Annotated in this window: 21 protein-coding genes and 4 pseudogenes; 19 read left to right on the top strand and 6 right to left on the bottom strand. The window is 41.2% G+C overall.

Annotated elements, in window-relative coordinates; translation table 11 throughout:
* Nucleotides 1–45 precede the first annotated feature (45 nt).
* From AC4HAL_RS08390 to AC4HAL_RS08380, 3 genes and pseudogenes are all read left to right on the top strand, one after another.
* Nucleotides 46–300, top strand: coding sequence for a type II toxin-antitoxin system Phd/YefM family antitoxin (locus tag AC4HAL_RS08390; RefSeq protein WP_165329227.1), 255 nt, complete (start codon nt 46–48; stop codon nt 298–300).
* Nucleotides 301–302: 2 nt separating this feature from the next.
* Nucleotides 303–557 carry a Txe/YoeB family addiction module toxin gene (locus AC4HAL_RS08385; RefSeq protein ID WP_491093787.1) on the top strand — a complete coding sequence of 85 codons (255 nt, stop codon included), beginning with the start codon at nt 303–305 and terminating at the stop codon, nt 555–557.
* A 207-nt stretch (nt 558–764) separates the two neighbouring features.
* A pseudogene (locus tag AC4HAL_RS08380) lies at nt 765–1480 on the top strand (MerR family transcriptional regulator).
* Nucleotides 1481–1951: 471 nt separating this feature from the next.
* Here AC4HAL_RS08380 and AC4HAL_RS08375 read toward each other — a convergent pair.
* From AC4HAL_RS08375 to AC4HAL_RS08355, 5 genes are all read right to left on the bottom strand, one after another.
* The gene (locus tag AC4HAL_RS08375) at nt 1952–4822 is read right to left on the bottom strand and encodes a KxYKxGKxW signal peptide domain-containing protein (protein WP_491093786.1); all 2871 of its coding nucleotides are present in this window, start codon (nt 4820–4822) and stop codon (nt 1952–1954) included.
* A gap of 430 nt (nt 4823–5252) precedes the next feature.
* Nucleotides 5253–6614, bottom strand: coding sequence for an SLC45 family MFS transporter (locus AC4HAL_RS08370; RefSeq protein WP_491093785.1), 1362 nt, complete (start codon nt 6612–6614; stop codon nt 5253–5255).
* An 11-nt stretch (nt 6615–6625) separates the two neighbouring features.
* Entirely contained in the window at nt 6626–8308 is a 1683-nt protein-coding gene (locus AC4HAL_RS08365; protein WP_491093784.1) for an alpha-glucosidase, read from the bottom strand.
* Between the two features lie 10 nt (nt 8309–8318).
* On the bottom strand, nt 8319–9908 hold the full coding sequence (locus AC4HAL_RS08360) for an alpha-glucoside-specific PTS transporter subunit IIBC (protein ID WP_491093783.1): 1590 nt from the start codon (nt 9906–9908) through the stop codon (nt 8319–8321).
* Nucleotides 9909–9934: 26 nt separating this feature from the next.
* The gene (locus AC4HAL_RS08355) at nt 9935–10774 is read right to left on the bottom strand and encodes a PRD domain-containing protein (protein ID WP_491093782.1); all 840 of its coding nucleotides are present in this window, start codon (nt 10772–10774) and stop codon (nt 9935–9937) included.
* A gap of 886 nt (nt 10775–11660) precedes the next feature.
* On the opposite strand from AC4HAL_RS08355, the gene AC4HAL_RS08350 reads away from it, so the two are divergent.
* The 16 genes and pseudogenes from AC4HAL_RS08350 to AC4HAL_RS08275 all read left to right on the top strand — a co-directional run bounded on the left by AC4HAL_RS08350 (nt 11661) and on the right by AC4HAL_RS08275 (nt 26252).
* Entirely contained in the window at nt 11661–13763 is a 2103-nt protein-coding gene (locus AC4HAL_RS08350; protein ID WP_491093781.1) for an AAA family ATPase, read from the top strand.
* Between the two features lie 213 nt (nt 13764–13976).
* Nucleotides 13977–14816, top strand: coding sequence for an SDR family oxidoreductase (locus AC4HAL_RS08345; RefSeq protein WP_491093780.1), 840 nt, complete (start codon nt 13977–13979; stop codon nt 14814–14816).
* Between the two features lie 468 nt (nt 14817–15284).
* A complete protein-coding gene (locus AC4HAL_RS08340) occupies nt 15285–16001 on the top strand; it encodes a YebC/PmpR family DNA-binding transcriptional regulator (protein WP_447451950.1) in 717 nt (238 codons plus the stop codon).
* A 413-nt stretch (nt 16002–16414) separates the two neighbouring features.
* Nucleotides 16415–17074 (top strand): CBS domain-containing protein, encoded by a 660-nt coding sequence (locus AC4HAL_RS08335; RefSeq protein WP_447451951.1) that lies wholly within the window; start codon nt 16415–16417, stop codon nt 17072–17074.
* A gap of 81 nt (nt 17075–17155) precedes the next feature.
* Nucleotides 17156–17806 carry a dTMP kinase gene (gene tmk, locus AC4HAL_RS08330; RefSeq protein ID WP_491093779.1) on the top strand — a complete coding sequence of 217 codons (651 nt, stop codon included), beginning with the start codon at nt 17156–17158 and terminating at the stop codon, nt 17804–17806.
* Nucleotide 17807: 1 nt separating this feature from the next.
* Nucleotides 17808–18671, top strand: coding sequence for a DNA polymerase III subunit delta' (locus tag AC4HAL_RS08325; RefSeq protein ID WP_491093778.1), 864 nt, complete (start codon nt 17808–17810; stop codon nt 18669–18671).
* Nucleotides 18668–19468 (top strand): PSP1 domain-containing protein, encoded by an 801-nt coding sequence (locus AC4HAL_RS08320; protein WP_491093777.1) that lies wholly within the window; start codon nt 18668–18670, stop codon nt 19466–19468. The genes AC4HAL_RS08325 and AC4HAL_RS08320 overlap by 4 nt, the downstream gene beginning before the upstream one ends.
* The gene (gene yabA, locus AC4HAL_RS08315; protein ID WP_447451955.1) at nt 19461–19781 is read left to right on the top strand and encodes a DNA replication initiation control protein YabA; all 321 of its coding nucleotides are present in this window, start codon (nt 19461–19463) and stop codon (nt 19779–19781) included. Before AC4HAL_RS08320 ends, yabA begins: the two co-directional genes overlap by 8 nt.
* Before the next feature lie 3 nt (nt 19782–19784).
* Nucleotides 19785–20648, top strand: coding sequence for a 16S rRNA (cytidine(1402)-2'-O)-methyltransferase (gene rsmI / locus AC4HAL_RS08310; protein ID WP_491093776.1), 864 nt, complete (start codon nt 19785–19787; stop codon nt 20646–20648).
* Between the two features lie 369 nt (nt 20649–21017).
* Nucleotides 21018–22112, top strand: a complete 1095-nt coding sequence (serC, locus tag AC4HAL_RS08305) for a 3-phosphoserine/phosphohydroxythreonine transaminase (protein WP_491093775.1) — start codon at nt 21018–21020, stop codon at nt 22110–22112.
* 26 nt (nt 22113–22138) lie between these two features.
* On the top strand, nt 22139–22687 hold the full coding sequence (locus AC4HAL_RS08300) for a GNAT family N-acetyltransferase (RefSeq protein WP_491093774.1): 549 nt from the start codon (nt 22139–22141) through the stop codon (nt 22685–22687).
* Between the two features lie 32 nt (nt 22688–22719).
* Nucleotides 22720–23901, top strand: a complete 1182-nt coding sequence (locus AC4HAL_RS08295; protein WP_491093773.1) for a phosphoglycerate dehydrogenase — start codon at nt 22720–22722, stop codon at nt 23899–23901.
* Between the two features lie 99 nt (nt 23902–24000).
* Nucleotides 24001–24215: pseudogene (locus tag AC4HAL_RS08290) on the top strand (DUF6440 family protein).
* Nucleotides 24212–24706, top strand: coding sequence for a methylated-DNA--[protein]-cysteine S-methyltransferase (locus AC4HAL_RS08285; protein WP_491093772.1), 495 nt, complete (start codon nt 24212–24214; stop codon nt 24704–24706). The pseudogene AC4HAL_RS08290 and the gene AC4HAL_RS08285 overlap by 4 nt, the downstream one beginning before the upstream one ends.
* A gap of 13 nt (nt 24707–24719) precedes the next feature.
* Nucleotides 24720–25073: an arsenate reductase family protein gene (locus AC4HAL_RS08280; RefSeq protein ID WP_491093771.1), complete on the top strand. Its 354-nt coding sequence runs from the start codon at nt 24720–24722 to the stop codon at nt 25071–25073.
* 316 nt (nt 25074–25389) lie between these two features.
* A pseudogene (locus AC4HAL_RS08275) lies at nt 25390–26252 on the top strand (XRE/MutR family transcriptional regulator).
* 400 nt (nt 26253–26652) lie between these two features.
* Here AC4HAL_RS08275 and AC4HAL_RS08270 read toward each other — a convergent pair.
* Nucleotides 26653–26765: pseudogene (locus AC4HAL_RS08270) on the bottom strand (IS982 family transposase); the annotation flags it as partial.

The following is a 26765-nucleotide window of genomic DNA, read 5'->3' as shown; positions in this document are numbered from 1 at the left end:
TATTTTATACTGTGGTTAAATATTAGGAATTAGTGAGGTTTTATCATGGAAGCAGTCGTTTATTCAACTTTTCGTAATAATCTCAAAGACTATATGAAAAAGGTCAATAATGAATTTGAACCGCTTATAGTTGTTAATAAAAATCCTGATGAAGATATCGTTGTTCTTTCAAAAAGTGAGTGGGACAGTATTCAGGAGACCCTTCGAATTTCACAAAATAAATATCTTTCGGATAAGATTATTGAAGGGCTTGCTCAAGCAAGAGCGGGTCAGGTTGAAGTTCATGAGATTGAGGATTAGTTATGCCTATGAAATTTACAGATTCTGCGTGGAGAGATTACTGTTATTGGCAGAATCAGGATAAAAAGACACTCAAGCGCATTAATAGGATTTTAAAAGATGTTCAACGTTCTCCTTTTGAAGGAATCGGTAAGCCTGAACCCTTAAGGTACGACTATCAAGGAGCATGGTCAAGACGAATTGATGCTGAAAATCGTCTCGTTTATCTAATTGAAGATGATGGTGTCACTTTCATTTCACTACGAGATCATTACTAAATCTAATCTCCAAATTTTTTTGGAGATTTTTCCTTCTTCCCTCTTGACCCTCACGTCACGTCATGGTCTATACTCATAGTTGAGGTGAACAGAGCCTACACTTCTGTGAACATAGCTAAGTCTTTCTAAGTGTTTGATTACTTTTGTCGGGCTTGTTAAGATCTTGGAGTGTAAGAGCTTAGTATCCTCAGTAGAGAGGAGGTTCCTATGAAGACCGTTAAGGAGATGAGTCAGCTGTCGGGTGTCAGTGTGCGCACACGCTGCATTATTATGATGAGATCGATCTGCTCAAGCCCAGTCAGGTGGCTGAGAATGGCTATCGCTATTATGATCATGAGGCGATAGAGCGCCTTCAGGAAATCTTGCTGTTTCGGGAGCTGGAATTTCCTCTCAAAACCATTAAGAAGATTGTGGACAGTCCGAGTTATGACCGTAAGGTAGCTTTGACCAAGCAGATAGCCCTTTTGGAGGCCAAGAAGGCACACTTGGAAGGCGTTTTGGCGCATGCTTGTCGTCTGCAAGAAGGAGGAGATAAAATGACATTTACCGCTTATGATAAGTCTCAGCTGCAAGCCCTTGAGACTGAGGCCAAGGAGCGCTGGGGTGACACTCAGGCTTACCAAACTTTTGAGGCCAAGACGGATAAGGAAGCTTTTGCCCAAGTGACTGATGAGATGTTGACTATCATGGCTGAGTTTGGACGCCTGAAAGATTTGGAGGCTGCTGATGACAAGGTTCAAGCCCAAGTTAAGCTCCTGCAGGCTTATATCTCAGAGCATTTCTACCCTTGTAGCCCAGAAATCTTAGCCGGACTTGGGAAGATGTATGCGACTGATAATCGTTTCAGTCAAACCATTGATCAAGCCGGCGAAGCAGGGACTGCTGATTTTGTTAGCCGTGCTATTGAACGGTATTGCCTATAGTGAGTATATAAAAAAGGAGAGTGGGACAGAAATTAATCATTTCAAGAATTTGATTTCTCTCCGCTCTTTTATTTCTAGGCGTTCGACCTGAAACGATCTGCCAGACCGTTTCACTACCACCTCCGCATAGCTCCAAAGATCTGGGAGACCGGAAATATGATGAACAAAGTTCATGATATTAGATAACCTCCAACAGTTCCCCAAACTGTTGGAGCTATCACTTGTAGAGTAGTTAAACAGTCCAGTGAACTGTTTAAGGGGGCATATTCTTATTTTCAGGCGCTCCAAGATAAGGCTATCCAACCAGCAGTGGTTCATTGGTGCTAAAGCACCTAATGAACTGTGCAGGGGTAAGACTAAGCTGGCACAGCCAACAAGTTTTACTCCCAACCACTGTGCCTAGCAAATAAAATTGACCAAATAAATAAGGCTGAGAACTTTTGTCTCAGCCTCTTTTCTTTTTCGTGAGGATTAATGAATTAAAGTAGCCTTCCCCTTATCGTCAAGTTGGTAGGTGTGCCCTTCATAATCCAATGTTCGATTGGTCCAAAGTTCACCAGAGTCGGGGTCGAAGTAGTACTGATTGCCATCTATATCAATCAATTTCCCTTTGACTTGGATGCCAATACTGTTTGTAAATTGCTGGCGCTTATATTCTTCACCGACTCCTTTATCGATATGACCAAGACTGAAGTAGTAGGTTTTGCCATCAATCACCTGCCAGCCGGTTAGGACTTTTCCATCGCTATCCAAATAGCGCCACTCATTTCGATCTGGGTATGCTTGATACCAGCCGCTTGGCTTGAGTTCTCCGTTTTCTTTATCAAAGCCATAAATATCCTGATCAACGCCTTGAACTCCGTTTGCGCGTGTGTATGACGGCTGATAGATGCTTGCATTTTCGGGTTCTACAGTATAGTAGGTTTTGCCATCTTTTTCATACCAGCCCTGTTGCAGTTTACCATCAGCACCAAAGTAGCCAACCTGATTATTATAAGATGGATTATAGCCAAATGATGCGAGATTATAAGGTGCTAGGGTGTCTGTGACAACTTGGTCATCCTTGATATAGTAAAGATCATCTCCTACATAGATAGGGCGTGGATAATTGCTGGAAACGGATTGACCGCCAGCTCCAAAGTAATAGCGTTTGCCATCGATGGTTTGGAAACCTCCAACCCCATAGCCATCTTTACCAAAGTAATAGGTGCTGTAATAGCGACTACCTTGGAAACCGTAGAGAGCGTGGTCTTCGTCCAAAATAATTTTATTTTTTACCATTTCCCCTGTTTCTTTATCGAAATAATAATTTTTATGATCGATAACGGTCAAGCCCTTGGCATAGTTACCATCTTCCAGTTGATAGTAAGTTTTGCCATCTTCCTTGGTAATAAAACCGTAGCTTTCTTGGGCTTTGCCATCCTGTCCTAGGGTGTAATCTTTTCCATCAACAGTTACCGTCTCTATCTTCGGATATCCCAGAGGCATTGAAGGATTATTGTTTTTATCAATAGTGACTGTTTTATTTTTCACCAGTTCACCCGTATTTGGGTCAAAGTAATATTTGGCACCATCAATGATCAGCATTTGCCCCTTAATCTGTCCAAATCTAGTCCGGTGATCATAATAGTATGTTGTGTCTTCTGGTTTAGCGAAGTAGTAGGTTTTACCATCAATGGTTTTCCAGCCTTCAGCCAGTTGTCCATCTTCGTTAGCATAGTAATAGCCCTGATAGTCTTCGGTATTCACTTGAATAAAGGCATTTTTTACAGGACGGCCATTGCTGTCAAGATAGTAGTAGCCGGCAGCACTACCGTCTAAACCTTGTTCTTGCTGGTGATAGACGGTATTTTTATATTGTCCGCCGTACTTTTTGTCAAAGTGATAGAGCACGCCGTCGATAAGCTGATCGCCTTTGACGGCTTTGCCATCTTCTCCAATATAGAGCCAGCCTGTTTGATGGGCACTTCGTTTGATGTTAGCTGGATAGTCTTTATCATAGACAAAACGGTTGCTGACAGTATTGCCGTTTTCATCATAATAGATAATATCAGACTGGCCTTTGGTGAAGGTTCTGCTGACTTGGTCACGGTACTGAGCTGTTCTGGCTGCTTCTCCTTCTAGGATAATACCTGTATCTTTATCTGTGACGATAGCTTTTCCATACTTATCATAACCGATTCCTTTGAGCTGACGGCCGTCTTGTTTAAAGTAGTAATTCAGACCGTCAATCGTCTGATAACCATAAACTAATCGTCCGTTTTCGTCAGCATAGTAGTAAACGAGTTGTCCTGAGTCTTCATCAATGTGAGGGACAAATTGCTTCTTAAAGAGTGCACCATCTTGGCTGTCGAAGTAGTAACGGGAACTCTGAACTTTTTTGAGTCCACCTGTGCGGTTTACATTACCGTTTTCATCAAAATAGTAAGTCTTCCCGTCAATGTCCGCAAAGCCATCTTTTACTTGGTAGCCCTTATTGAAGTAAACTTGTTTGTTATCGATGGTCTGCCAGCCAGTGAAACCATTGCTATCGGTAATACTGAAATCATTGTTGAAATAATAGGTTCTCCCATTAACTTGATGTAAACCAGTGACTTCTAGTCGACTGCCGTCTTCAGCAAAGTAATAGGTCTTAGAATCAGGGGTAACCCCAAACTTTTCAGTAATGACTTGTCCGCTGTCCTTATCAAGATAATAGGTTTTGCCATTGTTCTCAGCAATGTTACCTTTAGCTTGGTTACCATTTTTGTCGAAGTACAGTTTTTGACCGTTGATAGTCTGCCAGCCAGACACCTTTTGTTTATTGGCATCGAGGAAGTACCACTGACCGTTTTCTTCGTTGAATGAATTAGCCGCTTGGCTGTTGTTTGGTGCTTGGATGGTTAACTCAGCAGGCTGAGCCGCCTGATTGTTGGCTGGTGTCTCTTGCTTCTCAGCTGCTTGGCCATTTTGGGCATCGACTTGTTTATTGTTAGCTTGGATATCTTGATTATCAGCTGCCTTGTCGTTTTGTTCAGCCGTTTGCTTAGCTTCTTCAGCTTGTCCTTGATCACCGCCTGATCCATCTTGACCAGAGGCTACTTCAGGGGTGCCTTGGGCTGATTTTTGTTGGGCAGCTGGAGCTTCTTGGACAACAGGTGCCTGTTCTGCTTTTGGGACACCAGCCTGATTAGCTGGGGTATTTTGCTGAGCAGCTGCCTGTTCTTGAGGAGCTGGTGCCACTTGGTCAGCGCTGGCTTGACTGCCAGCCGCAAAAAGTGCTGTAGCAGCTGTTGCGGTTACCGCGATAGTCACCCAGTGTTTTTTGACTTTATGCAGTTTGAAGCGTTTTTGATTTTCCATAGAAAATACCCTCACTTTAAAATAATTTTTCTTCATTTTAGCATAATTTTACAGCTATTCTTTGCCATCTTAGAAAAGATAATTAATTGTAATTTTTGAGATACAACACTAATAAAACTAAATTTTATTAGAAATGTTGAAAAAATCAGTCTATATCAAAGCTGATATCTGTGCACTTTACGATGGGGCTGGTTCTTAAAATTACTTATAATATTCAGCACCCCATGGCTATAGCCAGTCTTTTATTTTTTATAGAAAAAGATTTGGTTTTCATGTTCTCCTACAGCAGATATTACGTTTTTATGTTATGAAACTTTAGTCCACCGTGAGGCAAACAAACCACCCTTTTGACGGGTGGCCGTGGTTATTTTGCCAAGGAATTCTGTTACTTTTAAGGCAACAGATAAGCAGAGGTAGTGATTGCTATCAGTTATTTGCCTTCGTGGATAATAGCAACGAGGATAGCTGCGATTGCCGTTGCAACTGCCCCTAAAATCATCATGTGTGATTGTTGATTCCCCAATAGCGGATAAATCCAAAAACTAAGCAGAGAACCGACAATTTGAGGGAAACAGATGGCGACGTTTAAAAGTCCGATGTAAGCACCCTTGTTGGTGCCGTTCAAAGAAGAAGTCAACAGGGAGTAGGGGATAGCATTGATCGTAAAGTTACCGATACCATAGAATAAAAATGCAGCCAAAGCGATCCATTTATTACCAGTAAGGGCTACCATTGTGATACCAATAACATTCATAGCTAAACCGAAAGAATACCATTTTTTTCGGCTGCCAGCCTTAGCCTTGGAATAAGCAAGTGCCCAAATCAAGGCAACAACGCTGAGGACGGCTGACATGACGCCGTACCAGTTACCGGCAGCTTGGAAACCAGCTGATGTGGGGTCTGTGGTATGCCAAATATTCTTAGCCATGGCACCGGTAGCATACGTCCAAGTGTACATGACACCGATCCAAGAGAAGAATTGAACGATGGAGATTTCCCAGAAGGCACGGGGGGCTTTGATAAAGAGTTCAAGGATTCCTGGTTGTTTTTCAGTTTCTTTACTTACATCTAAACCTTGATATTTAGCGTAAGTTTCTGGGTCGTATTCTTTAACATTAAAAACGGTAATGAGACTGCAAATTAGCAAGACAGCTGCACTAATAAGATAAGCCCAGATGACAGTAGGCGGGACTTCACCTTTTGGAGCCGTATTAGCCATTCCAATTTGGGTAAAAATGAAGGGAAGCAAGGCAGCGATAATTCCTCCTGTGTAAGCAAAGACTTGTTGCCAAGCCCAGGCGAAATTTTTTTGTTTATTGTTGACCATATCGCCGACAATCATCCGAAATGGAGCCATGCAAACGTTGCTCAAAATATCCATGAGAGCAATAGCAGAAGCAGCATAGACCAGTGCTCCTACAGAACCGTAAGTCAAACCGAAGTGCCCAGAAAACGGTAATAAGCCTATGATTAGGGCAGCAAGAGGTGCTGCGACAAGGAGGTAAATCATTCGTCTACCGAATCGTTTGGTCCATGTCCGATCTGAGTACTTTCCGAGTATCGGTTGGACAATCATTCCTGTTAGAGGGGGTAGAAGGAAGAAGAACCCTAAGCTATTTGGGTTGGCTCCCACAGTTTGAGTGATTCTGCTCATCTGCGCTCCTTGGATGGAGAAAGCCATGTTGATACCTAGATAGCCAAAGGTTATTGCAAGAATAGTTTTGATGGGGAGATCAGGCATGCCTGTATCAACTCCCACGCTGTCGTTTTTTAATTTTTTTGAATCTGCCATTTTAGGCCTCCTTAAAATTGATAAACTTTAGCTTCATAGGCACGCAAGCTATTTCCTTGATCATCCGGATAATTGCTAATCAGCAGTTTGGCATTAGCTGGAATATCGTATTGTCGTACCAAGGTTTCTTTAGTATAGTTTAGAATGACGAGCAAGGTTGTTTGATTGTTTTTTCGGTAATAAGCGTATACTTGATCATCATCTGTGTTGCCTTCCACAAGCGAATAATGGCCATCTGTTATAACTGGCAGGGTGTGCCGTAAACGAATGAGCTGTTGATAGTAGTAAAAAATTGAATGGGGATCTGCTAGGGCTTGCTCAACATTGATCGTTGTAAAGCTTGGATTGAGTTTAAACCAAGGGTCATGGTCAGAAAAACCTCCGTTTTTAGTACTATTCCACGGCATCGGTGTTCTAGCATTATCCCTAGAGTGGGCTGCGATATAGGTCATCATTGTTTCCTCATCAACTAAGTGCTGTTCATCGACAAATTGGTGGTAGGGATTGATAGAATCAAGATCTTCATAATCATCGATATCGGTAAAGTTAGCATTAGGCATACCAATCTCTTCTCCTTCGAAAATAAACGGGGTACCTTGCATAAAGTGGAGCATGGTTGCTAACATTTTAGCACTGAGAACTCGATATTCTTCTGTTGAGTCATCACCAAAACGGGAGACGACTCGGGGCTGGTCGTGGTTATTCCAATAGAGTGAGTTCCAAGCTTTTCCTGCCAGTTTTTGCTGCCATTTTGTAAGATTATCTCTAAGATCTTTAAGACTGGTTTTTTTATTGCTCCAACGTCCCAAAACAGGATTATCATTGCTATCTAGTCCCATATGCTCAAATTGAAAAACCATATTTAATTCTTTACTATCAAGACTAGCATATTTTAAAGCTTCTTCCGGTGTTACCCCCGGTGTTTCTCCGACGGTGACCATCCGATAATGACTCATCACCTCGCGGTTCATTTCTTGGAGAAAGTGATGAATCTTATGACCGTTGGCCATGATTGGTTCTGAATTGGCATACCATTCATGTTCTAATTTTTCACCATCAGAGAAGATCTCTGGTTTAGAGATATAATTGATGACATCCATCCTAAAGCCATCAACTCCTTTAGCTGCCCACCAATTCATCATGTCATAAATTGATTCCCTGACTTCGGTATTTTCCCAATTTAAATCGGGCTGTTCAGGAGCAAATAAGTGAAGATAGTACTGCCGAGATTTTTGGTCGTATGTCCAAGCAGATCCCCCGAAAAAACCTCCCCAATTTGTGGGTTCTTTGTTATTTTTACCATCGCGCCAAATATAGTAATCTCTGTATTTACTGCTGGGATTATTCTTAGCTTCTTGGAACCATAGGTGCTGGTCTGATGTGTGATTAACGACCAGATCCATCATGATTTTAAGATTTAGAGCGTGAGCCTTAGCAATCAATTCATCAAAATCTGCCATAGTTCCAAAATCAGGGTTAATGGCTCTGTAATCAGAAATATCATAACCATTATCAACTTGAGGTGACTGATAAATTGGACTGAGCCAGAGGATATCAACTCCTAACTTTTTCAAATAGGATAATTTGTTGATAATTCCCTGAAGATCGCCGATACCATCATTATTGCTATCTGCAAAACTTTTAGGATAGATTTGATAAATGACAGCCTTGTTCCACCAGTGTTTGTTTTCCATAATTAAACTCCTAACTTTTTTGGATAAAATATTCAAAAGCTTCCCGTATCTGGGGGACGTTTAAACCAACAATAATTTGAATGCCTCCTTTGGAATTATTAATGATACCAGCAGCACCAGCTTCTTTGAAAGCAGCCTCATTGGCTACAATACTTGAATCTTTTACCGTTAGCCGTAGTCTAGTTGTACAGTTAGTAATGTCAATAATGTTATTTTTTCCGCCAACTAGTTCTAAGTATCGAAAAGCTTGTCGTTCAAATCTAGAAGCATTCTTGGACAGCTCTAATGTCGAATTTGTCGCATTTTCTTGTTTTTTCTTTTCATATAACTGTGGTGCTTGGTCACTGCTCTCTCGCCCCGGTGTTTTTAGGTCAAATTTTAAGATCATAAAAGTAAAAACAAAGTACCAGACCGCCGTGGCTACCAGACCGATCAGAATCTGCGTCAGATAGGTTGCACTGTGAAATTTCCACAAGGGCAACCAATCCAGTCCCAACCAGTTAATTAAGCCGCCGCCAAAGTCTCCCACGACTCCGAAATAGTAGGAGACCGTGGCTAAAATGGCATCTAAACCAGCGTGAACAAACCATAAGGCGGGAGCAGCGAATAAGAAAGTAAATTCAATTGGCTCTGTAATCCCTGTTAAAATAGCTGTTAGGGCAGCTGGCGCAACAATAGCAATCGTCTGTTTCTTTTTCTCCTTATAGGCTGTTTTGATAAGTGCTAACGCCAATCCTAGAGTTCCGAATACTTTGGACATACCTGACAGGGCGAAACCACCAATGGGATAGAGTTCTTTAAGGGTGGCCGAGTCGGTTTGAAAGTTAGAAATATGCGATGCCCAGTAGGCCGACATTCCTCCTTTTACAACAGCGTCATCATAGGCAAATGGGGCATAAACGAAATGGTGCAAACCGGTTGGGATAAGCAATTTTTGCAGGAGCTCGTAAATAAACACTCCCAGATTCCCTGAATGGACAAAGAACCCCTGCATATTTTTTATCCCATCTTGTAAAAAAGGCCAAACGAAGCATGTTACCAGAGCTAGAGGTATCATCACAAAGAAACCGATACTGACGATAAATACCGAACCGCTAAAAATGGAGAGGATTTCAGGCAGGACCTTGTCGTAATAGCGGTTGTGTAAATACACTGCAACTCCTGACACCATTAAGGAGCCCAACATGCCAGTGTCCAAGGTTACGATTCCTGCAACAGAAGCCAGTCCAGATCCATCTGTAACCTTGTTTGTCATGTGAACGCCAAAGGAATCTGGCCATAGTGTTAAGATTTCATTGATAAAGTAATTGAAAACAAGGTAGATAACCAAGGCTTCCATTACCGCGCGGGCAGCATTTTTTTTGGCTAGGCTGATTGGAAGACCGACGACAAATAAAATAGGTAGCTGAAGGAAAGGAGTCCAAGCACCTGCTGCTATAACCATCCAAAATTTGGTCCATGTGGTATTAGGGGCTGCAATGTTTCCCATAATGACCTGATTTGAGAATAGGAGGGCAAGTCCAATGACTAGACCGAAAAAGGAAAAGAGCATGACTGGGGCAATCATAGCCCCGCCAAAACGCTGTAATTTATTTAACATTTTTAACCTCCTTGTTTTGTGTATAGCTATTGTATCCGGCTAGCCATACGCTTGATATAGATCATTAAATAGAAAATTTCATCGTCAGTACAAATTTTTTCAAGTCTGTCTTCCAAAAAACCAATAATACGTTTGGTACAGATATAAACCTCAGGTTCCTTCTCTCTGATAGTATCTATGAATGAACGGAAGTCTCCCTGACTGACCTGCTCATTATTCTTGATTCGTTTGAGGTAATAGCGAAGGTGCATCACAAAACGGTTGTATTCAAAACTTTTGGTATTGATATGGGTGTCAAACTCTTGTTCCAATATGATAGTTATTTGATTAATCAGATAACCATCACTATGTCCATCAATATCTGTGATGTTTTCTTTAGATTCCAATTGGGAATTAATAAGGTGCATGGCAATTGCAGCAATTTCTGTATTTGGTAGTTCAATCCCCAACTCCTGTTTAATCAGATCAACTGCAAAATGACCTAAAGCAGTTTCTTCTGGGTAAAACTGTTCGATTTCGTAGGTAAAAGGCAACTGGAGTTCACTGTAATGCTGGCCTCTTTGAATGGCAAAATTGATATGGTCTGCTAAAGTAAAAATCAGATTGCGGTTAAAGGAGTTTCTGATTCTAGCTTTTGCTTGGTGGACAATGTTTTCTGAGACGTCAAATATTTCTGTAGGGATCTCTTTTAACAGCTGCAGGTATTTGATATCTAGATTGTAAAAGGTCGTTGAAATTTTGCTGAGATCAGTCAGTTCGTAAGGCATTTTTGGAAAACCTAGGCCCTTGCCGAAGGCAACGAGCTGCTCGCCGTTGTCATCAATACAGACTGCAACATTATTATTAAGTTTTTTAACGACTTTCATGCCAGCCCTCCCATTTAGCCTCTTATAAAATACAAGATTATTTCTGTTGGATTGTTCTGCAACTTCTGAATTTTATAACATCAAAAAACTCTTCAAGGCACACCTCTCCTCCAAAAATAGGAAGAAACGGTAATGCCTCAAAGAGCTGAGTAACAATCCTTATAATATGATAACGTTTACAGTGCCAGTATAATGGATTTCTAAAGTATTGTCAATAGAGAAATTAAAGAAACTATAAGGTTAAGCAAATAAGATTTAGCAACTTTGCTGGGAAATTGATAGTGGCTAATTATTAGCATAAATGTTGGTATTTCAATTTGGAACAATGGCATAGTGGTTTGATTTTTAGAAAGGGGCTTCCAAAAGTCAAATTTTACTTTATCTGTTTTTGTAGTGATCACAAAAAGGTCAGCAAAAGTCAAAAAAACTATTGACCTTTGCTGATCAATGATGTATACTAGAGTCACAGGGATGAAAGGAGCCCTTGCTAAAGATTATCATTACTTGTCGGTCTTAGAGGCATTTTATTTTTTGATAAATAGTCAGTAAAGGTCAGTGTTTTCGATAGCTATTTGAAGCTTAGATGCCTGGCAAAAATTTTCCGACGAAAGGTCAGTGATAGTCAAACTTAAGATATGGTATTTGACCGATCCTAGGGTTCAGCAGAAAGAAATAAGAATGATTTGTCATCCTTTCCTAATTCTTTGAGTTGTCTAGTGGTTTAGTGTCATATATCTGCACAGGTCTGTATCCCTGCGGAGTTCAATGGGCTGGAGAAGGTTTGCTGAAGCTCATTGCTTAAAAATGAAAGGAAGCATTAGTTAAGCAAGCATTTGATTTTTGAGTCACTTGGTGACTGAGTATTTGTAAGAAGAGAGGTAAGATTATGAACAACAATTTTGAATTCAATAACATGGATGATATTTTTAACCAACTGATGGGAAATATGGGTGGTTTTAATTCAGAAACCCGTCGTTACCGCATCAATGGACGCGAGGTTAGTCCTGAGGAGTTTGCTTATTTCCGTCAAACGGGTCACTTACCTAATCAAGAAGCGGTGCAAGAAGGATCCCCCCAAGCTGGCAAAGGTCAGTTAAAGCAGGATGGCATCTTGGCTAAATTAGGTCGCAACTTAACGGAAGAAGCCCGCAAAGGTCAGCTAGATCCTGTCATTGGTCGGAATCAGGAAATTCAAGATACAGCAGAAATTCTCGCTCGCCGTACCAAAAATAACCCCGTCCTAGTGGGTGACGCCGGTGTTGGTAAAACAGCTGTTGTCGAAGGTTTAGCTCAGGCTATTGTGAATGGCGATGTTCCTGCCTCGATTAAGAATAAGGAGATCATTTCTATTGATATTTCTGGCTTGGAAGCTGGAACTCAATATCGCGGAGCCTTTGAGGAAAACATTCAAAAGCTGATGGATGAAGTTAAGAGTGCTGGTAATGTTATTCTTTTCTTTGATGAAATCCACCAAATTCTAGGAGCAGGCAGTACTGGTGATGGTCAAGGTTCAAAGGGATTGGCTGATATTATTAAACCAGCCCTTTCACGCGGGGAATTGACTGTTATTGGGGCAACGACCCAAGATGAATACCGCAATACGATTCTAAAAAATGCAGCGCTAGCTCGTCGTTTCAATGAAGTCAAAGTTAATGCCCCTTCGGCTGAAGATACTTTAGCCATCTTAAAAGGGATTAAGCCTCTCTACGAACAGCATCACAATGTGGAATTACCTGATTTAGTTTTAAAGGCTGCTGTCGATTATTCTATTCAGTACATGCCCCAGAGAGCTCTACCTGATAAGGCTATTGATTTGGTCGATGTTACAGCCGCCCACTTGGCTGCCCAGCATCCAGTGACTGATGTCAAGACTTTGGAAGCAGATATTGCCAAGGCACGTGATCGCCAACAAGCCGCAGCTGATAAGGAAGACTATGAAGCAGCCTTGGCTGAAAAGGTTAAGATTGATGAGTTGCAAAAACAAATTGACAACCATACTGAAAACCAAAAGGTTGTAGCTACTATTAACGATGTAGCTCAGGCTGTTGAACGTATGACCGGTATTCCTGTTTCCCAAATGGGAGCTTCCGATATTGAACGGCTCAAGGAAATGGGGCAAAGGCTGAAAGGTAAAGTCATCGGCCAAGATGAAGCGGTGCAGGCTGTTAGTAAGGCCATTCGCCGAAACCGTGCTGGTTTTGATGAAGGCAATCGCCCAATCGGTAGCTTCCTTTTTGTCGGACCTACTGGTGTCGGTAAGACTGAGTTGGCTAAGCAATTGGCTTTGGATATGTTTGGCACCAAGGATGCCGTCATTCGTCTGGATATGTCTGAATACAGCGATCGTACAGCAGTCTCTAAGTTGATTGGGACAACAGCAGGCTATGTCGGCTACGATGATAACTCTAATACTTTGACGGAGCGCGTGCGCCGCAATCCCTACTCCATTATCCTTCTCGATGAAATTGAAAAGGCTGATCCACAAGTCATTACTCTGCTCTTGCAAGTATTGGATGATGGCCGTCTGACTGATGGTCAGGGTAATACCGTCAACTTCAAAAATACGGTTATTATCGCAACCTCTAATGCTGGTTATAGCTTTGGGGCTGCCTCAGAAGAGGATGGTAAAGAACTCAGTCTGCGCGATAAATTGGCCCCATTCTTCCGTCCAGAATTTCTCAACCGTTTCAACGGTGTTATTGAGTTCTCTCACCTCTCGAAAGAAGATTTGAAAGAAATCGTTGATCTTATGCTGGATGAAGTCAATCGTACTCTAGCCAAAAAGAATATTACACTAGAAGTGAGCGAAGCAGCCAAGGCCTACCTGATTGAGGAAGGTTACGATGAAGCCATGGGGGCTCGGCCTCTGCGTCGGGTTATTGAAGGCCAAATTCGTGATAAGGTAACAGACTTCTATCTTGATCACCTTGATGTTAAAGCACTTAAGGCCGATATGGTAGATGGCGAACTGTTGATCGAAGCAGCTTAGGTCTGGCTGTTTACCCCTACTAGTTGAATGACACCCCAAAAAATCAAACTAAAATGTGAACCGATGATTGGCACCTCAAAAGTTAGATTAAAGCTCTAATGATTGGGGTGCTTTTTCGGCAGGCTCGATTTCTACTAGGGAACTTTTTGCTGAATTATAAGTCAGCTGGAACAGTCTTACTGTGCTATAATGAAGAAAAACTAGGAGGACATCATGACAGTTATTGCATTAACAGGAGTTACAGGTCATCTGGGAGGGTTGGTTGCCCAAGCATTAGACGGCAAATCTTTAAAAATCCGTTATCTGGCTCGTCGGCCTGAGAGAGCTCCGCGGACAGCGGGAGTATCAGTCTATCAGGCAAGCTATGAGTATTCTAGGGAAGCCATTGAGGCTTTGAGGGGGAGCGATGTACTTTTTATGGTATCGGCTTCAGAAAGTCCAACACGTTTAGAGGAGCACAAAGCTTTTATTGATAGTGCTAAAGCAGCGGGTGTTAGGCATATTATCTATACTTCTTTTTACCATGCTGATTTGCAGGCTACCTTTACACTTGCTCAAACGCATGCAGCAACAGAAAACTATATCAAGGAAAAAGGGTTTACTTACACCTTTATTCGTGATAATTTTTATATGGATTTCTTTGTCGACTTGGCAAAGGAATATCATGAAATCAAGGGACCGGCTGGTCAAGGAAAGGTATCTGCAGTAATACGATCTGACGTTGCTCAGGTTGTTGCTAAAATTTTAGAAGATCCTCGCAGTTGGGAAAATCAAATTTTGGATATGACTGGTCCGGAAGAATTGTCAATCCAAGAAATAGCAGATGTGATCGGTCAAGAGCTTGGTTGGCAGGTTGCTTATGTCCCTGAAACAGTGGAAGAAGCCTATGAATCTCGTAAAGCTTGGCCGGCAGAGGACTGGGAATATGATGCTTGGGTGTCTACTTATACAGCCATTGCTAAAGGAGAGCAAGCAGGTGTTTCCAATGATGTCGAGCGAGTTTTGGGGCAGCCAGCCACCACTTTGCAGGCTTTCTTGAAAACGTATAAATAACTTAGAACTCAACGTACTGACGGTGATGTTTAGCTGTAAGAAAAAGGGATGATTAGCATTGAGAAAAATGGTAGACAGCTCGATGTAAACTGGGAAGAGGGGGGAAGAATATATATTTTTAAGTTTATACGGCGACTACTACGTGACTGCTTGGAGGGACTTTGTGGAGGATTATAATAGAGGTATTCCAGAGACTGAGAAAGAATACTTAGGCAGTACGGATAAAAATCTAACACTCCCTAGTTTTCTTAATTTTATAGTTACCGAGTACAAAATCAGTAACTGATTGTAGGCTGATTAAGAGATACTGATGCTCTTTGAGAACTGAAAAAGAACTGAAAAAGAACTGAAAATTTTGACTTTTAGATATAAAATTCCTATTTTACGAAATCCAGCTAACGTGCTATAATGGGGACGTTATGCAGAATGTTATCATTCTTAAAAATCGAAAATGAAGAGGTGAAACCCATGGGACGTAAATGGGCTAATATTGTTGCTAAAAAGACAGCTAAAGATGGAGCCAATTCAAAAATTTATGCTAAATTTGGCGTTGAAATCTATGCAGCTGCTAAGCAGGGAGATCCTGATCCAGAATCAAATTCGGCTTTGAAGTTTGTTTTGGAGCGTGCGAAGCAAGCGCAGGTGCCAAAACACGTTATTGATAAGGCTATCGACAAGGCTAAAGGAAATACCGATGAAACCTTCGTTGAAGGTCGTTACGAGGGATTTGGCCCGAATGGTTCGATGATTATTGTTGATACCCTCACTTCAAATGTTAATCGTACAGCGGCTAATGTCCGTGCTGCTTTTGGTAAAAATGGCGGGAACATGGGGGCCTCTGGTTCAGTAGCTTACATGTTTGACCGCAAGGGGGTTATTGTCTTTAAAGGAGACGATGCGGACAGCGTTTTCGAGCAGTTACTTGAAGCGGATGTTGATGTGGATGATGTTGAGGCAGAAGATGGCAGCATCACAGTTTATACAGCGCCGACAGATCTTCATAAGGGAATGGAAGCTCTCCGTGCTAATGGTACTGATGAGTTCCAAGTAACTGAGTTGGAAATGATTCCCCAATCAGAGGTTGAGCTTTCAGGTGAAGATCTTGATGTTTTTGAAGGTTTGATTGATGCTCTTGAGGACGATGATGACGTGCAAAAAGTCTACCATAATGTCCTTGATATGTAATAAGATGCGACAGAGGCTTGTTATCTAAGTGCTTCGCACTTGATAGCAAAGGAGTCTGGACAAAAACTCGTCCAGTATTCCTCTTTTGAAATAAACTCTTGACGCAGTGGTTGGGAGTAAGACTTGTTGGCTAGACCAAGAAGTCTTACTCTTGCACAGTTCATTAGGGGTCATCTCAAAATTCTGTTTTTTGAGGTGATTTATTTTTTGCTTAAGGCAGTATTAATCATGTGTTCAGTCTCTAAGGGACACAGTGCTGGTTCGACTTTATATAAAATTCCTATGGCGCAGGGTAGCTTAGTAAACTAGGTCAATTGCTGTAAACTAGCTGATTTTTTTGCTGAAAAAAGATGAAACCGTTATCAAAAAATGTTATAATGAGGCTAAGAAAAAATAAGTGAGGATGATCAACTATGGCTGTTAAAGATTTTATGACGCGCAAGGTCGTCTATATTTCGCCTGATACAACAGTAGCTCATGCTGCAGATGTTATGCGTGAACAAGGGCTTCGCCGTTTACCGGTCATTGAAAATGATAAACTTGTAGGTTTGGTGACAGAGGGCACTATGGCAGAAGCTAGTCCGTCAAAAGCGACTAGTTTATCGATCTATGAGATGAACTACCTGCTCAATAAGACTAAAATTAAAGATATTATGATTAAGGATGTAGTGAGCGTTTCGCCATTTGCCAGTGTAGAAGATGCTATTTATATCATGATGACTCATAAGGTTGGTGTCCTTCCGGTCGAAGAGAATGGAGTTGTTTCAGGGATTATCACTGATAAAGATATCTTTCGAACCTTCCTTGAAGTATCTGGTTATGGAGAAGAAGGGATACGGGTGCGCATTCTAGCTGATGATAGCGTCGGTATTTTGGAAAAAATCGTCAGCACTATTGCCAAGGAAGGTCTTAACATTCGTCGAACAGTGCTTGCAGGTGCTAAGGATGGTAAGGTTGTTAATGAAATACAGCTCGATGGCAAGACCGATGTTGCTGCACTCAAAGCCAAATTAGAAGCGGCTGGCCTGCTTGTTGACGATATTCAAGAAACGAAAGCTAAGGTGTTATTTTAACTGAAATGGCAGGAAAGCCATCTTAAATTTTCATGACTGGTGGGAGAAATCTTGCCAGTTTTTTGGTAAAATAAGTTTAGTATGAAAAATGTAAAAACGGATAAAACAGGCCGATTGGTCACTCTGGAAGGACCTGATGGTGCTGGTAAAACCAGCGTTCTTGAACAGTTAGTCCCCCTTTTAGAAGCTAAGGGGTACGAGGTAGTGACCACCCGTGAACCTGGTGGTGTTGCAATAGCTGAAAGCATTCGTGAGGTTATCCTTGATGTTGCTAATACGGCAATGGATAAAAAAACAGAGCTTTTGCTTTATATTGCTGCTCGGCGTCAGCATCTTATTGAGAAAGTCCTGCCAGCTTTGAGTGAAGGTAAGCTTGTCTTGGTTGATCGGTTTATAGACAGTTCGGTGGCTTATCAGGGCTATGGTCGCGGCCTGTCAGTCAGCGATGTTACTTGGCTTAATGACTATGCCATTGAGAATACTAAGCCTGATTTAACCCTGCTTTTCGATGTTCCTTCGGAACTTGGTCTAGCTCGTATTGAAGCTGCTGATCTACGTGAGGTCAACCGTTTAGATTTGGAAAAATTAGAGTTGCATCAGCGAGTGCGCCAAGGCTATTTGGATTTAGCTGAGTCTAATCCCGAACGCATTAAAGTTGTTGATGCCAGTCAGCCATTAGCAGATGTTGTTGCTGATGCAGTGCGAGTTATTATCAAGGAGCTTGCAGGATAGTATGAATTTACCAGAGTTGCAGCCTAAGATTTTTCAGGAATTTCATCACATTTTGCGTCAGGGTAAGCTCAGCCATGCTTATCTCTTTTCTGGAAATTTTGGCAGTTTTGAGATGGCACTTTTTCTGGCTCAAAGCCAATTTTGCGAAAATAAACAGGATTATTTACCTTGCGGCAGCTGTCGTGAATGTCGCTTGATTGCCGAGAGGGATTTTTCAGATGTCAAGGTGATAGAACCGCAAGGAAATGTGATTAAGACGGATACCGTCAGGGAGCTGTTACGCGATTTTTCGCGCTCTGGTTTTGAAGGTCAAACGCAGGTTTTTATCATTCGCGATGCGGATAAGATGCATACTAATGCAGCTAATAGCTTGCTTAAGTTTATTGAGGAGCCCCAGTCGTCCTCTTATATGTTTCTCTTAACATCCGATGACAGCAAAGTTTTACCTACTATTAAGAGTAGGTGCCAGATTTTTCGTTTTTCTAAAAATGAGGCTTATCTTCAACAAAAACTAGAAAGTCAGGGACTTTTAAAGGACAAGGCCAGTTTGATTGCAGCTGTAGCTGAGGATGAAGAGATGGCTGAGGCTTTGGCAGATATGGGGAAATTTGATGATATATGGCGCAGTCTGGATAGATTTGTCGGCAGTTTATTAAAGTCTCCTGAGCAATCTTTTTTGCAGGCTACTCATATTGCTAGTGTGGCTGGGGAGAAGTTTGAGCAAGATCTAGCTTTTAAAATTATGCTAGTATTACTAGCTAAGGATAGGAACCCAGAAGCTGCTACTAAGGTTTATCAGGCTAGGCAGATGTGGCTAAGCAATGTTAGCTTTCAAAATGCTTTAGAATATATGGTGTTAAGATGACAGAAGTAATAGGGATCAAATATGAAGAGAATGAGGCTCTTTCTTATGTTTTGCCCGACCAGCAGTATAAGAAAGATGATCTGGTCGTTATTCGATTGCAAAAGGGAGACCGCTTAGCGTGTGTGGTTCGCCCTAATGTTAGCTTGGCCAGTGAAACACTGCCAGCTCAGATGGACAGGGTCTTAGGGCTGGCTCGGCCTCAAGATATTGAGCGGCATGAGGCTAATCGAGCTTTTGCTCGTGAGAATTTTTCTTTTGTTAAGGAGATGATTGCCCAGCGCCAGTTGGATATGAAGCTAGTCAGAATCGCATTTCCGCTGGATCGCAGCCATGTGTTCATCTCTTTTACGGCAGAAAAGCGCGTCGATTTTCGTCAGTTGCTCAAGGATTTAGCTGGCTATTTTCGAGCGCGTATTGAACTTCGTCAGATCAATACACGTGAGGAAGCTAAAATATATGGTGGACTAGGTCCCTGTGGTCGGCCCCTGTGCTGCTCGACCTTTTTAGGCGATTTTCCGCCCGTGTCTATTAAGATGGTGAAAAATCAGAACTTATCTCTCAATACCGGTAAGACAACGGGACTTTGCGGCCGTCTCCTCTGTTGTCTCAGCTTTGAGGATTCTTTTTATCAGGAAGCTAGGCAAAAATTTCCAGATTATGGCAGTAGAGTTAAAACGCAAGAAGGAATGGGGATCGTCGCTGGTATGGATGTTTTTGCAGAGACCATTAAGGTACGTTTTGAAGATAAGGCCAGTTTGTTGACCTATAGTTTGGAGGAAATTAGTCTATATGGATAAAAGAGAGCTTTTTAAAGCTTTTGAGGATGTCTCCAATAACCTTATGGAAAATTTTGCCCAAGTTGAATTAATGAAGAAAAAACTTCATGAAATCATGGAGGAAAATTCGCAGTTACGATTGGAGAATGCGAAATTGAGAGAGCGCTTGTCCGATATGGAGCCAGAAGTACCAGTAAAGTCATCTGTGCAGGGGCGAGGTAATTTAGAATCTATCTATGAAGATGGTTTTCATGTTTGCAATAATGATTATGGTAAACGCCGTGATAATAATGAGGACTGCCTCTTCTGTATGGAATTGCTGAATAGGGAATAAAACATGCAGGTACAAAAAAGCTTTAAGACGGATACTGGGAAGGGAAGTCTCTATCTAGTCCCCACCCCTATTGGCAATTTACAGGATATGACCTATCGTGCTGTGCAGGTGCTTAAGGATGTGGATTGTATTTGTGCCGAAGACACCAGAAATACTGGTCTTTTGCTCAAGCATTTTGGAATTGAAACAAGGCAGATTTCATTTCATGAACATAACGCCCATGAGAAAATTGCCGATTTGACTGAGTTACTCTTATCTGGCAAGTCTCTGGCTCAAGTTTCTGATGCTGGCCTGCCTAGTATTTCTGATCCAGGCCATGACTTGGTGCGGGCTGCGATTGATAAGGATATTCCTGTCATTGCTTTGCCGGGAGCGTCAGCGGGCATTACTGGTTTGATTGCCAGTGGCCTAGCTCCCCAGCCTCATGTCTTTTACGGTTTTCTGCCTCGCAAGAGGGGGCAGCAGGAAGCCTTCTTTCATGAAAAGGTGGCCTATCCTGAAACCCAGATTTTCTATGAGTCGCCCTATCGGGTAGTTGATACCCTGACTAATATGCAGAAAGTATATGGGGATCGTCAGGTTGTTTTGGTTAGAGAGCTGACCAAGCTGTATGAGGAATATCAGCGAGGAAAAATTTCTGAACTGTTAGCTTATATAGCATTAAATCCGCTTAAGGGAGAGTGCCTCTTGATTGTTGCTGGTAATGAAAATTTACCTGTAGCTATTGAAGCACAAGATTTGGATATTAAGGCTTTAGTCGCCAATTTGGTCGCTGGTGGTATGAAACCTAATAAGGCTATCAAAGAAATCACGAAAGAGTATCAGCTCAACCGTCAGGAAGTCTATAATATCTACCATGATTTGTAGAACAGAAGCCACCATTAAGCGTCTGGGAGAGGATCAAGCGATCCTCTTTTTTGGCTCTTTGTCAACTGTAAGGTGATCTTTTTGAGCTTTAGTCAGCTGATACTGCTGATCAGCTATGGTTTGGAAGGGTTTAGCTGGGTCTGCTATTTTGAAGGGGGAGGAAGCCATCAGGATTACGGTGCATTATCAAAATTATAGCTGAGGTGCCGATAAGGTGGAAATGTATTTACCTAAAAATCTGATTATAATAATGGCTTTATGCCAAAAGGTTCGGTTATTAAGAAACTTTTACCACTATATTGTGATAAAAATTACAAAATTCAGATAATTGTGCTATAATATTTCCAACTTTATTTTGGAGGTATCGTTATGACGGTTTATAATTTTTCGGCAGGGCCTGCTACCTTACCAAAACCAGTTTTGGAACAGGCGCGTGATGAGATGCTTGATTATCAAGGTTCCGGTATGTCGGTACTAGAGATGTCCCACCGTTCTCCAGAATTCGACAAGATTATTAAAGACACAGAGAAGTTGCTGCGCGAATTGATGGCTATTCCTGATAACTACAAAGTTATGTTTTTGCAAGGGGGAGCCTCCCTGCAATTTTCAATGCTGCCGCTTAACCTAGCACAGGGTAAAAAGGCTTACTATTTAGTAGCTGGCTCATGGGGGAAGAAGGCCTATAATGAAGCTGTTAAACTTGCTAAAACAATTCCTTTTGAACCCCTTTTACTAGCTTCGTCTGAAAATACAACTTATGACCACATTCCTGACTTTGATCCAGCTAGTATTGATGAGACTGCAGCTTATGTTCACATCACAACGAACAATACGATTGAAGGGACGTCTATCTATGATCTGCCGGATACTAATGGTGTTCCAATTGTAGCAGATATGTCCTCCAATATTTTGGCAGCTCGCTATAATGTAGAGGACTTTGCCTTGATTTATGCTGGCGCTCAAAAAAATATTGGACCAGCAGGTGTTACTGTGGTAATTATTCGAGAGGATTTCTTAAATGATCAGCCTCAATTATCTGCTATGCTGGATTATCGTATTCAGGCGGAAGCAGGGTCTCTGTACAATACGCCACCTGCTTACAGTATTTACATTTCAAAACTTGTCTTTGAATGGGTCAAAAACACTATTGGTGGTGTTGATAAAATGGTGGAGATTAACCGTGAAAAATCCGGTCTCCTCTATGATTTCATAGATCAGTCATCATTTTATACTAGCCCAGTGAAACGTATTGCTGAGCGCTCAGTGACTAATATTCCATTTGTGACACCAAGTAAAGATTTGGATGCTAAATTTGTGGCTGAAGCCGATAAACTAGGCTTTAAAAATATTAAAGGACATCGTAGCGTTGGTGGCATGCGGGCCAGCCTTTATAATGCTTTTCCGCTCCAAGGTGTTCTTGACTTAATCGATTTTATGAAAAAATTTGAAGCTGAAAATGCATAAAAATATCCCCAAAAGGAGAGAATCCAATGAATATTCGTTTAGCTTTTCCCAATGAAGTATCCCAGATTATGACTATTATTGACGATGCTAGACGTTACTTAGCGGAGTCTGGCAGTGATCAATGGCAAGGCGCTTATCCCCAAGAGGCTGATATTTTTAATGATATTCTTCAAGGTCAGGCTTGGGTCGGTCTTGAAGAAGGAGAAATAGTGGCATATGCTGCGGTTATTGATGGCCGCGAACCAGCTTATGATGCAATTTATGACGGGCATTGGGCGCACAATAATCACCGCTACATCACCTTTCATCGCATTGCGGTATCGGCTAAAGTTCGCGGCCGTGGTTTAGCTCAGACATTTTTGCAGGGATTAATTGAGGGGTATGATGGGCCAGATTTTCGCTGTGATACACATGAGAAAAATTTAGCAATGCGTCATGTTTTAGAAAAACTAGGCTACATCTACTGTGGAAAGGTTACCTTTGAGGGTGAGCGTTTGGCCTATCAGAAGATTAAGCGGAAAACTGAAAAAGGCTTTTACCAAGAGGTAGATGAAGCCGATTACCATAGTCTTTAAAAGAAATATTAAAGCAGTAAGGAAGTGAATGTATGGTTTATAGTGTTAAAACTTTTAATAATATCAATCAAGTAGGACTACAAGAGTTGGGCAATCAGTTCCAAATAGATGGTGATTTATCGGAAAATCCAGATGCCTATATTATCCGCAGCCAAAATCTTCATGATGCAGTATTCCCGAGCAATCTTAAGGCAATTGCGCGTGCAGGTGCCGGAACCAATAATATCCCTATTGATATTGCCACGGAACAGGGAATCGTTGTCTTTAATACCCCTGGTGCTAATGCCAATGCGGTGAAGGAGGCTGTGACGGCATCTATTCTGTTATCGGCGCGTGATTACATTGCTGCTAACGCTTGGGTTAATGGGCTTTCAGGTGCTGATGTCCCTAAACAGATTGAAGCTGGTAAAAAACAATTTACCGGTACTGAGATTCGGGGCAAGACACTGGGTGTTATCGGTCTGGGAGCTATCGGTGCCCGTATTGCTAATGATGCCAGGCGCTTAGGCATGTCTGTTTTGGGTTACGATCCTTATGTATCTATTGAGGCAGCGTGGAATATCTCTCATCATGTCAAGCGGGTTCAGGATTTGAAGGAGATCTTTGCTAACTCTGATTACATTACAATTCATGTTCCGTTGACGGATGCAACGCGTGAAACCTTCAGTACTGAGGCTTTTGCTCTTATGAAAAAGGGGACAACGATTATTAATTTTGCCCGTGGAGAATTAGTCAACAATCAAGCTCTTTTTGAAGCTATTGAAACAGGTGTAGTTAAACGTTATATTACGGACTTTGGAACAGAGGAGTTGCTTAATAAGAAGGGAATAACTGTCTTTCCCCATGTTGGTGGTTCAACAGAGGAAGCAGAGCTCAACTGTGCTGTCATGGCCAGTCAGGAAATCCATCAGTTTATGGAAACTGGCGAAATCACCAATTCGGTTAATTTTCCCAATATGCACCAGGCTCTCGAGGCTCCTTACCGCATTACTTTGATTAACCGCAATGTTCCCAATATTGTGGCTCGTATCTCGACCGCAGTTTCTGATGCCAACATCAATATCGCTAATATTCTCAACCGTTCCAAGGGGGATTTTGCCTATACCTTGCTGGATCTGGATGAAACCGATAAAGATAAAATTAATGCTCTCGTGGCGGCCTTTGAATCCAGTGACAATATCATCAAGGTACGCTTGATTAAGGCTCATAAGTGAAACCATGTTCTTTCGTCAAAAGCAGTGTCTCTTTGAAGGCATTGTTTTTTTCTATAATTTGGTACAATAAGACTACTGACTATCAGCTAGGAGGATCTCATGGATAAAAGAGATTTAAAAGACTATCAGAAATCACTAGGAGAGCAGTCTTATGCACTTAATTTTACGCCTAAGGCACAGGGTATTTATGGAGCGGGTATTCTGTATACAGGTATAGAATATCTTTTTGTTGTTGCTGGTGTTTCTGGCGGCAGTTTAATGCCTTTGCTGGCAGCCCAAAAATCAATGAAAAGTGGCGAAATGGAGAATTATGATTTATAAACAAATCTATCAGTCTCCTTTGGGCCCCATTTCTTTGATTGCTGATGACCGAACTCTTTTAGGAGCTTGGTTTCTCGGTCAGAAATACTGTGAAAAAGGTTTTGAAGAGACTGATTTAACCTTCAAGGCTAATTCTGTTCTTGAGCAGGCTAAGGTTTGGCTGGATACTTATTTTGCTGGTCAAAATCCGCCAGTTGCTGACTTTCTGGCTCCTCAGGGTACAGCTTTTCAGAAGCAGGTCTGGCAGGTCTTGACCACAATCCCTGCCGGCTCCACCATGACCTATGGTCGGATTGCCAAAATTCTCAACTGTCGGTCTGCTCGAGCTGTTGGTTCTGCTGTTGGCAAAAATCCTATCAGTATCTTTATACCTTGCCATCGTGTCTTAGGCAGTCAGGGCCAGCTGACAGGCTATGCAGGAGGTTTAGAACGTAAAATCTGGCTCTTAGAGCATGAAGGTGTCCAGTTACAAACGAATTACTAGAAAAGAGGAAATCATGCTTACTTTCTATGAATATCCCAAATGTTCAACCTGTAAACGAGCTAAAAAAGAACTTGATGAGCTAGGTGTGGACTATGAATCTATTGACATCAAGCAAGAACCGCCCAAGGCTGAGGTGCTTAGGGAATGGATTAGTACCAGCGGCGTGGCTATCAAAAAATTTTTCAACACCTCAGGACAATCTTACCGAGCACTTAATTTGAAGGACAAGATTGATAAAATCAGTCTGTCGGAAGCCGCTGATTTACTAGCAGCCGATGGTATGCTGATTAAGCGGCCTATGCTGGTTAAGGATAATACAGTCTTGCAAATCGGGTACCGAACCCCTTACATAGATTTGAATCTATAGTATATCTAAACTGCTTCTGTTTTTGAGGCCGTTTTTTCTAAAAAATAACCGTTCACGACAAAATAACAACCATTCACGACATAGATAATCAGAAAGTTAAAAAATAGGTATAATAGATTTGTCAGTGTAATGACAAAATTGGCTATTGGAGAAAGTAAATTTGTAAGTTGGTTGCGACATTATAGTTAGTCAGAAATTAGAAAGTGCAGAATCATTGCTAATTCATAATTTATTGTGCTGACTAAGGCAAAGTGTTAGTGATCAATTTGAAAATTACGTTACTATGATCGTGAGATTTTGTTTAAGGAGGGATTAAATGTTAGGTAAATCACTTGAACTTGGTGAACTCTATAAAGAACTTAGAATGGCCAGAGGACTGAAGCTGAAAGATGTGGCAAGGGATAATCTATCGGTTTCTCAGCTATCCAAGTTTGAAAACGGTCAGACCATGCTGGCAGCTGATAAGCTTATTTTAGCTATTCAGGGGATCCATATGACTTTTTCAGAGTTTAGTTATGCTTTGACCCAATATCAGGAAAATAGTTTATTTAAGATTGGTAGGAAACTAGTAGAACTTCAGGCTAAAAAGGATGTCGAGGGTTTAAAGAAAATATTGAAAGACTACCGAGATACAGAGACTTATAATGTTTATAATCGCCTTAATAAACTTGTTATTAAGGCGGCAGTTTATAGTCTCGATTCGAGCTTTGAAATTACGACTGAAGAAAAAGAGTTTCTAACTTCTTATCTCTATGCTATTGAGGAATGGACGGAGTACGAACTCTATCTTTTTGGTAATACTCTATTTATTATATCTGATGACGATTTAGTTTTCCTAGGTAAAGCTTTTGTGGAGCGAGATAAATTATACAGGGAGCTTCCAGAGCATAAAAAACGGGCTGAGCTGGTATTAATAAATCTTATTTTAATTTTAATTGAGCATCATAGTTTTTACCATGCCCGATATTTTGTTGAAAAGCTTGAAAATATGCTTACTTATCAGGACATGTTCGCAAGGATTCTCTTAAATTTTTTAAAAAGGTGATGGCTTACCTGAATGGCAAAGGTACAGGTTTATCGGATATTGAAGACTATATTAAGCTAGTTGAGCAGCTGGATAATCCTACACTAGCTATGTTTTTAAGAACTAATTTGGAACAAATTATGATGAAAAGTTAATCTAAGAATGATAAAAGGCACCGAACTACTGAGGTAGTCGATGCCTTTCTTTTGGGAGAATTTAAAGTAAAGTATTTTACCATATAGCTAATTACAACAATGGCAAAAGCAAAAATGGCAAGCAAATGGCGAAATAAATAATTCTTTTTAGCATAGGGAACCTCAACCTCCTTCCACGTTTATTTTACTGTCAAATGTAAGCAAAACAGAAAATTCGTAAATATGAAAATTTTCAAAAAAATAAAATCAAATTTGCGAATTTTCAATAATCGTAAAATGTGATGGTAAGATAACGCTGTAAGGTATTTAGTTTAGATATCTTACATACATCTTATTTACTGTGGCTACTGATTTATGCTAGCTAAAAGTCAATACTACGGTGATAATTTTACCCGTGGTGCTAGTTAAAAAATCTTAAGTTATAGGTAAAGATTGCCTGCTCTAACCATAGTTCTAGACCTTTTAAGCTTCTCACCAATGGTCTTTCGATATCAAACTCAGAACATAAAACTG

It is taken from the genome of Streptococcus sp. ELY_125, assembly GCF_058314535.1.
Note: the sequence above shows the minus strand (reverse complement) of the source record. Positions and strands in the feature narration are given on the sequence as shown.